Genomic DNA, 12,413 nt, shown 5'->3' on the forward strand with positions numbered 1-12,413 from the left:
GTTCTAGGTCCATTAATTCGACTATTCCTATCTTAGCTACAATATCAACCTCAGACTGAAGGAGTTCCTCTCGGAAGCCATCGTCAAGTCCAAAACTGTCTGGTTTCGCCAAATATGAGTCGATGTTAGCTGCGACAAACAGTACTTCCAAATCCCTATGGTCAGCGAGCGCATCAAGACTCTCCTTGGTGAAAGTAATTTTTCCTTCAACGATCAGGATTCGAAGCTTGGTGGATTCGAGTACTTTGGGAGGGAGATTGAGTGACTTCGGCAATGCTTTAACATATTCTTTGTAGGAGGAATCAGACAGCGAACCCGCATTGAAGAGGAACAGACGCAGCTTCTGTGAATCCGAATCGCTCGGTATAGCGTGTTCGAGAATAACCTTACGAACGTCATCTCGATCCAAATATTCGGCTAAGATACCAGCTTCGAACACGTTTCCTTCAATGAAGGTAAGACAGTTTAACCAAGTTGGTTCAATCTTACCTAACTGAAACAGCATCGAATGAAACCTCTCTGGCACATCCTTTAGAGCTGACAATAGTGTTGTCTGGCGTTCAAGAAATACACGAATATCCTCTAGATCAAACGTATCGTGTTGAATCACAGCGAGGATGGCAGAAGCATCTTCTTTAGAATTTTCTTCAAGCTCCAAAAGTACATCGCTAAAGTAGCGGCCGAAATCGCGTTCGATCCGTTTCATTAAGGTTGCGTTATTTGTCGCACGTAGAGCCGTGAAATTACTCTCACGTATTGGCTCGAGATCGTTCTCTCCCAAAATCGATTGGTAAACGAACTCCAGGTTTGCGATCGTTATTTCGAAAAGGCCCTTCTCGAACATAAATCGCGCAATCTCAGAGTGTTCTTTGATTGCAGCCAGATCTCTGACCTCAAAGTTTAGGTATGCAAGGCGTTCCGGTGCTAGTTCAGGTAAATTCAACAGAATATCCGGAAGATTCGCCGCAACAAATTCTGGTAGCTCGTCAAAATCTCTTGAGAATTTTTTGAGCAAGTTCTCCGGTAAGCTCGCGACCAATTGTGTGACGTGGGAGATATTATTATCGCTGGCTAAGGCTGTTGGAATTAGACTATCCGATGCATTGGTTAGCCTCGAAAGAAATCCTGCAACATTGCGGCCGCTGGTGTAATAGGCATCGAAAAAGCCCTCGCAGCTCTCAAATTTGGAAGATATAAACTCTAACAGCTTCCTTGCTTGCCCGCTGTACCTGTTCTGGTCACTAAGGAGGCTATCTACGAGCTTGACATTTAAGATGTAGCTTTGCCCGAAGTCCTCGTATCGCATTGCAGCGATAACTTCTTGAGGATTATCGATCGGGAATTCTGGCTCCGGCGTGACGAATGCACGTATCTGAATCAGAAATTTGTTGTCATTGGGTGACAAACGACCAGAGTGAAAGAGTGAAGTGTATTGGTAATAGGTGTCGTCGAGATGGCCTTCCAGAACCAGATAACGGGCAAGCTCTCCATTTTCCCCAAAGTTTTCAAAAACATCCTGCACACTTTCCAGATTCAAACGCAACAGCTCGTTGAGTTTGGTTGTGCGAAGCGCTGCGATTTTCGATTTTAAGTCGCGTATTTGACGCAAGCTTTTGTTTTTATTATCAGCCGCTTTGCTTTCGATCTCTTCCTTACGTTGTTGGTAGGATCTCTGAGGGTCCACCTCGTTTTGCAATTTGGAAACATCAACCTGATACTGTTGGTTATGAAAATTGCGGTGATATACATGAGTAAGCCCGAGCAGCTTCTCGAACGAATTGTGGCTGGCCAGTTGGGGAAGAGCGCTCCATGCATGCTGATCATGGCTCACACCGACAGTATTAGTTGGAAGTAACTCAATTAGAGTCATAGCATAGATTTGCCGCAACTCTTTCAGGTCTGCTGGTGTCTGTCGCTCGGCTAATTCAAGTTGCTTTTCGAGTTCTGCGATTTCAGCCCTATACGTAGCTTCACCAGTCCTAATGAACTCGTCCTGGCGGTTGAATATTTTGGCGAGATTACCTGCGCCGCGGTGCAATTGTTCAAAGTCGCTTGGATAGACATTTTTATAGATCAGGATCGCGAGAAGCTTGTTGGCGTTGAGCAGAGCCTCTCCATCAGTTTCCAAGTTAGCTACATATATGGCGTACTCATTAAAGATATTCTGAATCAACCTCAGGTCGTTCAAATATCGTGAGACTTCTCTCAGAAACTGCCGATCAAGACGTCCGTCGAGCTCAAGTCTTCTACCCTGTTCCAATACCATGTCAATCGAATTAGATGTATTTATGATAGGGATGACAGGAATAATGAATTCAAAGAACTTGGTACGGTCGGTATTGATAAACATGTCGTCACGCAGGGCATAGAGAAATCGGATGGTGCGCTTCACCCCTGCATTCTCGTTCACGAGCCTATTAATTTCGCGCATAGTTACGAAAATTTCAGCATTGTTAAATCTGTCTAGATCCTCAATAATTACGAGATCGTAATCAGTTGCTTGGAAGAAGTAGACTATTTCGTCTAGATGACGATTTAGTATGGACGTCTGGTCATCAAAAGCAGGTCGTATTTCAACGTCCTTCAACGAGATACTCTTAAGTGACAGACCGAAGCTCGCAACATAAAAATGATGCAGAGTCGCCCATAAGAATGATACGGCGAGCAAAAAGATCCCCAGATTTAACCAATTGCTGAACGCAAACGGAACGAAAAAATTGCCGCTGATCATGTCTTCTCGCTGATGAAACGCGTACCAAAGCGCGAGGATTCCAAGCATTATGTAGAGAGATTTAAATATCGACCAAACACCGGGCGACTGAATTCTTTTGAACCGAGACAGAGGAAGCTTATTTGCGTCAGCGCCATACAGCATCTGCTGCAGAATACTTCTTTCGATTTCTTGACGGCTCACCTTCTCACCCTCCGAGTCGGCCTCCGCAACAAACGCTGCTAGAGAGATATGAAGCGCGGGCCGTCGATATCTCTTCAAAAAAGATTGGATAATGCTGCTCTTGCCTGACCCATAGGGACCCGTTAGGGCAATGTTGGAGACCTTCGCATTGTTTGTCGCAAACAGAATCGCTTCGGAATATACGCCAGCCTTATCTGCATCGTCAGTTGGCGCAAGGTCTACAAATTTCGATTTCACCTCGGCGGAATGCTCTTTGCTTTCAAGCCAAGACACAAATTTAATGAGGCTATTGGCAAGCCAGCGTGTTAGGGAGGTGATGGTCTTTATCATAGGATGTTGAACTAACCTTCAATAAACGAAAGAATGCACAAAAGGCGTGAAAGGCGAGGTATTGTTAAATTCATTTTGCTTAGTCATTCCCGTAATCGGGCTCGTACTCCATCTCACGCTCTTGGTGATCTTCGTGAAGATAGCTGATGCCGGCTGCAGAGATTTCATCGCTTCCCACTAAGGCCAACTCGCAGGTTGGGCATTGAAACTCCTCACCAGCAAATTCGCGACTAACAATTTCCCAGATAGCATATTGTTCACGCTCTTCCGTGATATCTTCTCCGGTTTGCTCCCCAGCCATAAAGGCTTGGCAACCACAAGCTGGGCAGAATACTGTCCATATTTCATCATAATTGTTACTGAAGAGCTTACACTGCTGATAAGCTTGTCGCTGATTAGCTTCAGCTACTAAATTCTCACGTTCGCCCTTTTTCAACGTCTCAAATTTCATTTTGGCCGCTTCAACACGCAGTTTTACAGCAGCATCAAGAGCTTTCTCTGCCTCTAACAACAGTTGTCGAGGAGCCTTCGCATCTGTCGCACCTATCCACTGCTCTAAAGACGACTCCATTTGGTGTAAAATGGTATCGCAAGCGTGCCAGTACCGCGCTTCCCAAGCGTCTAACCGCATAGTTTTGAATGGAAGATCACCTGAATGTAATTCGGCATTTCGACGCTCCGCAATGTCCAGACAAAACCTTTGAACTGTCTTGTCAAATCTGGGCACAAGATGAACTAGGCGCTCGAATAATGTCTTGGCAGATATGGTCTTTACGTCTGTCGTGACATTTATACCTGCAGCCACAAATAATGACTGCCAATGAGTTGGATCGACCACCAAACTTGGATGTTTTCGAGCCAACGCTGCCTTGCCTAACAGCTCCAAAGCAAGTGAAGACCAAAGTTGGTACTCATCCAGATCGTCTTGGCTTTTTCTTGCAAGTGCCCTACTGATATAGACCTTGGATTTAGTGAAAATCGCGTTGCCATTGATGGATATAAATACATTGTCATACATCGATTAAAGCCCTTAATAAGCGTCGTTCAGATCCTGATTTAGAAGCTCCACGTCCATGAAGAATACGCCAGTTATCAATGATAAGAATGTCGCCCTGGCACCATTTATGCTCAAACACGATTCCAGACCCTAATCGCTTTTCAACAAGCTGAATAGCGATTTCTCCTCGTTTATCAATAGCCTCAATACACCCAGGGTCATATCTAAGAAAAGTGCGCTCCGAATTCAAAATAGTAGAATAAAATGAGCGTCGACCATTTCTAACTAGGATAGGCACCTGCTCAAGAAAAGATAGCTCACTTGAAGAAAAACCCAAATTTCGCCAATCGATTAACTTTGTACTTGAACAGGACTTTCCTGTTGCTATACATCCAAGCAGCACATAGCGGCATGGTAATTCGCGATGACTGAGTTCAACATGAAATGGTAAGGTATTAAGCCCATATTGTGCGCTTAAGGACCTTGGGTGGGCGTCCTTTTGATGGAGGGGCTGAACTATTTCCTCCAGTGCACCAGCTCTTCCTGCAGTGCGCCTCCCTAGAGAATTTCCAATCCTTTCAATTTCACTCGAAATATTTTCAGGCGTTGCTATCTCTAATTTGTAATGCATCCAGCCGTTCAAGTAAAGAGAGTTGTTCACTTCAAGGGAATTGCTTTGTTTTTTTTTCGGGGTCACTATTCCACTCGCGGTTTTCATTAAGTAACTCAGCTTAGACTAATAATCTTATATCCTAAAAGTTATATGGCTGGTCTTCTATTAAAAAAACTCTGCATGGGAATTGGCCTTCAAGTCTTGGGATTGGCGCATCCAACCATTCATTCACTTGAACTTGATTGTAATTGAAAAAAATATTTAGCTCATGCTGCAGTTGTCATCCTGAAAATTCGATGTTGATTTGCATGAATGGTTAATTGCACTTAATTTACCACCTCATTGCAAAGGTTCCTTACCATGTGTTGCATATTAATTGCACCACGACTTCCATGGAAAGTACTACTTCATCGGATAGTGGCTTTGTGCCAAATGCAGACTTTGAAAACTTACAGTTACTCCACAACGTGAATATGACACAAGTTGTGAAGAACACCGCCAGCAACATTCTTAAAAGTAATCCGCAACATTACGAAAAGTTGTATGCTACCCATTCGGATACGAACATGGAGGTTCACGAATGGCATCAGATAAAAAACCAGAACTTTTACGCAAAGGTGACTTGGTCATTCATTGTGTAGATATTGAGATTTTTCAGGCTGAAAGTAACGGCTTACGACTGAAAGGTCATGGCACTATTCAGATCAACAAAGTCGGCACTCTTTATCTGGAGTTCATTTGCGTTGAGGCAGATAAAGTCCCTCGTGCTCTTTTCCCAGAGCGAGTGCCTAAAGATACTTTGGATGAAAAGCAGAAGCTGCATCTGAAAGCTACATCAATAAATGGCGATACGTATGAATCCCAAGGTTTTTCAATAGAAGTAAACCTTAATACAAGACATCCGCCAAGTTTACTATACGTGTTTCTCTCATCTATAACTTGCCGATCTCAGACTCAAGACTACGAGTCATCTGACAATCAATATTTATACTTTGAGTTTTCTGAGAGATTTGACATCCCTGCGAACAAGTGTAACTCGGAAACGTCTACTCTTGGGAGTAAATCCCACACATGGAACCAAACACTCATTGATGTTGGAGATTTTAATGTGTCTATGGTTAAACATAAAACCTATACTGAAGTCATAGTGAATGGCCAATTTGACATAACCGAAGTTAAAACTTGTTTATTGTTTTATATTGGATTTTCCAGTGCATCAATGCCGCAACCAGTTTTAACATTTGAACGTGATGGGCAAAGTAGAACAGAAATTATATCCAGCGTCTTAAACGCTCAAAAAACGCAGAAATCCTCAAGTCCGATTATTTCAAATGTATCAACCTCTCAAGGTGATCGTCAGCAATACCACTACAACCTGTTTTTAAATATTCTGGAGCTTTACAGGTCTCAGCGTGACCGTTTTAATAGCATCAACTCTCAATGGGAACGAGTTTGGTATGCCTTTCAATCACAAAACAGCATATTGTTTCTTACGCTCTCAGTTGGGATCGAGGGACTGCTGAACGATATTTATATACCTCGAATAAAGGCGAAAAATGATAACGCTATTCTTAAGGCTGGTACTCGAAAAATCATTAGAGAAATTAAGAAACTAGAGCTGACTAAAGAACAAAAAGACCGATTGTGCAATAGTGTTGGGCATTGGGGAAACATCACAGCTCTAAATGCATTGGATTATTTAATTAAACACAATGTCATCACGATAGAGGACAAAGAATGCTGGAAAGACTTGAGGAACGAAAGTGCCCACCCTCGGGTTAAAGATGACAATTTGATCCGAGAAATAGAGGATCGAGAAAAAGTTCTATCCTGCCTTAATACATTCCATAAGATAATTCTAAACGCATTAGGTTATTCAGGGCCTGTAGCGTTCTTTAGAGGTAACAAAGACCATGAAGTTATAGAGATCATTTTCCAAAATGTTCTTGATTGATTCTCTATAGATTAGCCGTTATGGTCGCTTTTCGCTCATTTCAGTCAAAGTCAGACTATGTCACCAAATTGCATTTCCTTAAGCACTTGAAACAGTTCTTCACGCTTTTCTTCTGTTAAAAGCAGGATGCGTGGGCATTGGCCTTCCAGTCTTGGGATTGGCGTATCCAACCATTCATTCATTTGAACAAGGTTGTAATTGAAAAAATATTCAGCTCATCCAGCAGCCGCCATTCTGAAAACTCTGTGTTTTTTTGCATGTGGTTTCCGAAATTATTGTTAAGCTGATATCAGTTAGCTCATTTTGACTTTATCAGCTAACAAGAGCATTACTGCTTTTAAAGTTACACTCAATAACCATTAAACATCAGAAAAAATTGAAAATACTTTTTGACGGTACTGCCCCTGCAACCGGAATAACAGAGCATTATTTCCAATCTCTGAAGTATTGTCTGTGTTCTCTGACTGCGTGCACTTCCAATTACCAGCATTACGAATGCTTGGAGCTTCGTAGCCTGAATTCGGCTCTCTCCCTCCTCGAATTTCAGAGGAATTGGCTTCTGTCGCCCCTCTTACTTTTTCAACGTTTAGAATTTTATCCGGTATATCTTGTTGCAGCCTTTCAGCAAATTCAAGAAGCGATGGTTCTGCAAAAGAAAACAGCCACCCGTGACCATTGACTATACCAGGAATTAGCCTTAGAACACGTCCCAAAACCTGCCTAAAAAATAGCTCTGTTCGTATCAAACTGAGGTGAGCGCATACTCGCAACCTTGGGATATCGGTACCCTCAGAAACCATACCAATACTAATAATCCATTGGGTTGTCATCGTTTTGAACATGTTGATTTTTTTATGGGCGTTTGGATCCTTATAGCTCACAACAATCGATGATTGACGAAAATCACAAAGAAGCATCTGAATCCTGACCGCCTCTTCAACAGAACTAGCAACGACCAGCCCCCCGGCATTTTCATGTTCAAGCCGAGCCCTTGCCAGCTGTTTTACTGCCGCAGACATTAAAAACATGAGTGCCTCATCGTTCCTAAGCACTTCAGAATACCTAAGTTCGGAATTTTTAATGGCTGAGCTAAGTGATTCATAGGTCTCATTAGCAACTTTCAGCTGATCATTATCAATAAGTGTGACCATGGGCCGACGGCATACCCCGTCTCTTATTGCCTCTGCTATACCATAGCTATAGTCGCATTTGATTGTGTTATCTGGATCAATATAAGTTGCTAAAGAAATTTTAGTTGAATCAGAGCGCCATGGCGTCCCCGTCATTGATAGAATCAGGTTTGCATGTTGTCCAATCGTTAAAAGAACTTCTCGACCCCACGCATTTGCAAGATCAGGATCATCGCCTGAACAATGGTGAATTTCATCAAATACCACCAAAACCCGGTATTTTTCTAAAAATGACCAGTCCGCAGTTTTACTGCTCGCCAAATATTGATAACTGAAAACGCCGCCGGCAGCGCCAAGTTGTCCATGCATAGGTCGATTTAATATCGAAGAAAATGTTGAACGCATACCATCTAGGACTGATATAGACGGCGCAAAGCAGACAACATAATCAATCATCCCCCTAATAAACAACTCCTTTGCAACAGTGGCCGCCATCACTGTTTTCCCAGCACCTGGCGTAGCCAGAACAAAGAAGTGTTTTTGACCAGCAGAGAATCGATTTAACGCCAGGTCAACACAACTAGCCTGCCAATGACGAAGTTGCATCGATTTTCTCCTTTAGCAGGTTTTCGACTGCGGTTAGACGGCCCTTAAAATGAGCAGCGCGAGATTTCGCATCGATGAACTTTTCTTCTAGGTAGTCTTTTAAATTTGGCAATTTCAGCGATAGGTCTTGATATTCCTGAGCCTCAGCACTGGCTTCAGCGAGGGCTACACTGTACTCGCTAATAAGTCGGCTAACTTTTTCAAAAGGATTCTTCGGGTTAACAATCTCTTTTGGTGGTTCACTGATAAGGGTAATGGTATCTAAAAGTCTCAGGCCTTGTTCTGTCAGCGCGTAAAATTTTTCACTTTTATCAGACGTATCTTTTACCGCTTCAACAATCCCTTTTTTCTCAAGAACCCACAATGCCTTGTAAATTATCGCATTAAAGTGTTTCGTTGATTGGGAGTTAACTGCACCTTTGCAGAGACTTCTTAATTCGTTGAGAGTGAATTCATTAATTCCATTGCGCTTGATAAGCGCCAAAACTGTGTTGCGCACTGACATACTGCATTCCTGATAGTGACAATGTGACATTCCCCTAACAAATACTTAGGATTCCTAAGTATACTATGCGAATGCAAAATTAGACAATCTAGGAATTAAGCTCTATCTCATGGAAATGCTTTGGAATTATCTCACCCGTTCCCTAAACGCCTTAAGCTTGCGAGGCGAAACAAGGGGCTCACCCAGACGGAGTTGGGCATTCTTATCGGTTTTAACATCGATGTGTCGAGTAGTCGAATGAATCACTACGAGAAAGGCAGGCACATTCCAGACTTTGATACGGCAAAAAGAATTGCCGCGGAGCTCGACGTTCCAGTCGCATATTTCTATTGTGAATCCGAGGAGATTGCAGAGCTGTTATTGTCCTATCACAAGCTAACATCAGAACAGCAGCAACGCGTCTTCGCGTTTATTCGTGAACAGAACGAAGCACCTTCTGAAGACTGAGTTGCCTTAGATATACGTCAGCTGATACGTATATATTCTTTTAAACCTTCAGATACCCATTTTATCCAGGATCTGTCCGTACCAGAGAAGCACCTCGCGATAGGACTTAAAATGCTGCTCATAGATATACTGAACGGTATTATCGATGCTCACCACGCTGATCCTGATACCTGTCTTAAACCGGCTAATTTTTGGAAGGGTTAACAAACTTCTGCCCACCCCATGCCAGGTAGCAAGAATATCTTTGAACTGATGCTCATCTACCAACCGCTCTTCCATCTTTCGCCTCTCACATTATCAATGTGAAATAAATGTAGCATTTTGGTTTGAAATTTCCAGTTAGGTCGAATTTTTCGGCGCAGCTGCTTCAAATAAAATCAAAACTCGCTATACTGTATATATATACAGCATTTGAGTGTTGAGATGTCAGTAGAAATACTCGGGCAGGCTGAGCTTAATCAGCCTGCATTTTTACCGTTATATGGCGATTTAATTTCAGCCGGCTTTCCTTCTCCGGCGCAGGATTATGTTGAACAAACACTGGATTTAAATGAACTCTGCATTCGCCATCCTGCTGCTACCTTTCTGGTCAGAGTAAGTGGCGATTCAATGAAGGATAAAGGGATATTGGATGGCGATGTCTTGGTGGTAGACCGCTCTGTGAACGCCGTTCATGGCAGTATAATTATAGCCGCTTTGAACCGTGAATTTACCGTAAAGGAGCTATGCCTTAAGCCGGTTAAGCGGCTGCTACCCCATAATAAGGCGTATCAGCCGATTCCCCTCACCGAGCAGGATGAGTTTGAGGTCTTTGGTGTAGTGGTCAGTGTGGTTCGCAAAATGGTGTATTGATGAGCCCGTGTTTTGCCCTGGTTGACTGCAACAACTTTTACGCCAGCTGTGAAACGCTATTTCGTCCTGATTTGAAAGGTCGACCTATTGTCGTGCTCTCCAATAACGATGGTTGCGTGGTTGCGCGTTCGAAAGAGGCAAAGGCCCTGGGCATTAAAATGGGTGTGCCAGCCTTTGAATTAAAACAACTTTTTGAAGACGGCACCTTACTCGCTTATTCATCGAATTATGCACTTTATGCCGATATCTCTGCCCGGGTGATGAGCACACTGGAAATGTTAGCTCCGGCAGTTGAAGTCTATTCGATTGATGAAGCGTTCCTTGATTTGGCCGGCGTATCACATTGCGTCGATTTAACGGCATTTGGGCAATCTGTACGAAATACTATTCAGCAAAACATTGGCATCACGGTTTGTGTTGGCATAGCTCCCACCAAAACCCTGGCCAAGCTGGCCAACTATGCTGCAAAGAAATGGCATAAGGCGGGTGGCGTGGTCGATTTAACAGATAAAACCCGGCAACGTAAACTTATGGCACTGTTACCTGTTGGCGAAGTCTGGGGGATTGGTAGTAAACTCTCTGCAAGGCTCAACAAACTAGGTATTCACACTGTTCTGGATTTGGCTGATGCCAGCCCCTCATTTATCAAGCAGCAATGCTCTGTGGTTGAATCACGCATCGTAGCAGAGCTTAATGGCGAGTCGTGCCTGACGCTAGAGCATGTAGCACCCACCAAAAAACAAATTGTCAGCTCCCGGGCCTTTGGCGAGCGCATCACCTCAAAACATTTGATGCACGAAGCTATAGCCGAATACATCAGCAGAGCCTGCCAGAAACTGCGTAAAGAAAAGCAGCAAGCCAAGCAATTAACGGTGTTTATCCGTACCAGTCCGTTTAGCGACCGGCAACGAGATCCATACTACGGCAATAGCATCACCACCGCCCTGACACATCCCTCGGCTGACACGCGGGATTTTTTAGCTGTGGCCAGCAAGCTGCTAGATAAAATCTGGAAAGACGGATACCGCTACGCCAAAGCAGGTGTCATGCTCGCTGATTTTTATGATGAAGGCGTATATCAAGTTGATTTATTTGAGCCAACGCCTCCCGCATATCAGAGCAAAGCGCTGATGACGGTGATTGATACCATCAATGCCAAAACGGGCAGCAAGGTGTGGTTTGCAAGCCAAGGCGCATCGCAAGCATGGAGTATGAAGCGCGCGATGCTATCGCCGCAATACACAACTAAGTGGGCGGATTTACCATTAGCCAAATAAGCTCAAAAACTCACACATAATTGATTTAAGCGGTAAATGCGCCTAGTATTTCGGTTGAGGGTCCTGGCATATCACTGCAACCTGCAGACCACCGGGAACACGGGAATGGCCGGTCGAATTGATTGGCCTTTTTCTTTATCAAGCTATGCCAATCGAGCTAATCAAAGCAAAATGCTTGTTCTTTTTTAGATAAGGGATGCCATGAGTTATACCGTTGAAATCACCAAGGATAACCTTATTCCTGTCCCAGATGCGCTTTGTGCTGAACTAGGATTTACCGTTGGGGATATACTGGTTTGTGCGATGGATAAAGATCACTCTGAAATCAGAATGACAAAGCATAGCGACCAAACATTAACTGACGAGCAGATCTCTGCTGCAGGAAATTTAACTCGTGTGGTAAGCCTTGGAACTGCCGAGTGATTGAGGATGCCAGGCGGTCCCTCAGAGCATTATTAGGTAACAAGATGACAATCGACACAGCTATAAAAAACGATCAAGAATATGAAGCTGCTTTAGAAGCAATTGAGCAACTGCTTGAAGCTGAGCCTGGCACGCTAGAAGATGAAAAGTTTGAGAAACTGGCAAAGATGATCGCAGAATATGACGATATTCATCACAAGCTAAACGAGTAATTCAATTCAGTACCAAATTGCTCTTTGAATCGTCACAATGTGCCAATTGCAGACATTCCAACATTAAGGCTTTTAAGTCCGCTTTTAGGAGTTAGCAGAACGCCGTGCTCTGGGGCAAACCGGAGCGAAGCGTAGGTTTGTCCCTAGCAGTAC

Annotated in this window: 12 protein-coding genes; 6 read left to right on the forward strand and 6 right to left on the reverse strand. The window is 43.5% G+C overall.

Annotated elements, in window-relative coordinates; genetic code table 11:
* The 3 genes from NWQ57_RS13080 to NWQ57_RS13090 all read right to left on the reverse strand — a co-directional run.
* On the reverse strand, positions 1-3,244 hold a 3,244-nt coding region (locus tag NWQ57_RS13080), incomplete at its 3' end, for an ATP-binding protein (protein WP_306022596.1).
* Between the two features lie 79 nt (positions 3,245-3,323).
* A complete protein-coding gene (locus NWQ57_RS13085) occupies positions 3,324-4,262 on the reverse strand; it encodes a hypothetical protein (RefSeq protein WP_306022597.1) in 939 nt (312 codons plus the stop codon).
* Positions 4,255-4,959 (reverse strand): TauD/TfdA family dioxygenase, encoded by a 705-nt coding sequence (locus NWQ57_RS13090; RefSeq protein ID WP_306022598.1) that lies wholly within the window; start codon positions 4,957-4,959, stop codon positions 4,255-4,257. The genes NWQ57_RS13085 and NWQ57_RS13090 overlap by 8 nt, the downstream gene beginning before the upstream one ends.
* A 475-nt stretch (positions 4,960-5,434) precedes the next feature.
* Between NWQ57_RS13090 and NWQ57_RS13095 the strand changes: the two genes are divergently transcribed.
* Complete coding sequence (locus NWQ57_RS13095; protein ID WP_306022599.1) at positions 5,435-6,808, forward strand: hypothetical protein; 1,374 nt, start codon at positions 5,435-5,437, stop codon at positions 6,806-6,808.
* 359 nt (positions 6,809-7,167) lie between these two features.
* On the opposite strand, the gene NWQ57_RS13100 is transcribed toward NWQ57_RS13095, so the two are convergent.
* Together NWQ57_RS13100 and NWQ57_RS13105 are read right to left on the reverse strand one after the other, a co-directional pair.
* Positions 7,168-8,544 (reverse strand): DEAD/DEAH box helicase, encoded by a 1,377-nt coding sequence (locus NWQ57_RS13100; protein WP_306022600.1) that lies wholly within the window; start codon positions 8,542-8,544, stop codon positions 7,168-7,170.
* Positions 8,519-9,049, reverse strand: coding sequence for a helix-turn-helix transcriptional regulator (locus tag NWQ57_RS13105; protein ID WP_306022601.1), 531 nt, complete (start codon positions 9,047-9,049; stop codon positions 8,519-8,521). The genes NWQ57_RS13100 and NWQ57_RS13105 overlap by 26 nt, the downstream gene beginning before the upstream one ends.
* 120 nt (positions 9,050-9,169) lie before the next feature.
* Here NWQ57_RS13105 and NWQ57_RS13110 point away from each other — a divergent pair, with 120 nt between their 5' ends.
* Positions 9,170-9,496: a helix-turn-helix domain-containing protein gene (locus NWQ57_RS13110; RefSeq protein WP_306022602.1), complete on the forward strand. Its 327-nt coding sequence runs from the start codon at positions 9,170-9,172 to the stop codon at positions 9,494-9,496.
* Between the two features lie 48 nt (positions 9,497-9,544).
* On the opposite strand, the gene NWQ57_RS13115 is transcribed toward NWQ57_RS13110, so the two are convergent.
* A complete protein-coding gene (locus tag NWQ57_RS13115) occupies positions 9,545-9,775 on the reverse strand; it encodes a hypothetical protein (RefSeq protein WP_306022603.1) in 231 nt (76 codons plus the stop codon).
* A 144-nt stretch (positions 9,776-9,919) separates the two neighbouring features.
* Between NWQ57_RS13115 and umuD the strand changes: the two genes are divergently transcribed.
* The 4 genes from umuD (at position 9,920) to NWQ57_RS13135 (ending at position 12,260) form a co-directional block, all read left to right on the forward strand.
* On the forward strand, positions 9,920-10,348 hold the full coding sequence (umuD, locus tag NWQ57_RS13120; RefSeq protein WP_306022604.1) for a translesion error-prone DNA polymerase V autoproteolytic subunit: 429 nt from the start codon (positions 9,920-9,922) through the stop codon (positions 10,346-10,348).
* A complete protein-coding gene (gene umuC, locus NWQ57_RS13125) occupies positions 10,348-11,625 on the forward strand; it encodes a translesion error-prone DNA polymerase V subunit UmuC (RefSeq protein ID WP_306022605.1) in 1,278 nt (425 codons plus the stop codon). Before umuD ends, umuC begins: the two co-directional genes overlap by 1 nt.
* Positions 11,626-11,826: 201 nt before the next feature.
* Positions 11,827-12,048 (forward strand): hypothetical protein, encoded by a 222-nt coding sequence (locus NWQ57_RS13130; RefSeq protein WP_306022606.1) that lies wholly within the window; start codon positions 11,827-11,829, stop codon positions 12,046-12,048.
* Between the two features lie 44 nt (positions 12,049-12,092).
* On the forward strand, positions 12,093-12,260 hold the full coding sequence (locus tag NWQ57_RS13135) for a hypothetical protein (protein ID WP_306022607.1): 168 nt from the start codon (positions 12,093-12,095) through the stop codon (positions 12,258-12,260).
* Positions 12,261-12,413 lie beyond the last annotated feature (153 nt).

This window comes from Paraglaciecola sp., assembly GCF_030730205.1.
Taxonomy (GTDB): Bacteria; Pseudomonadota; Gammaproteobacteria; order Enterobacterales; family Alteromonadaceae; genus Paraglaciecola.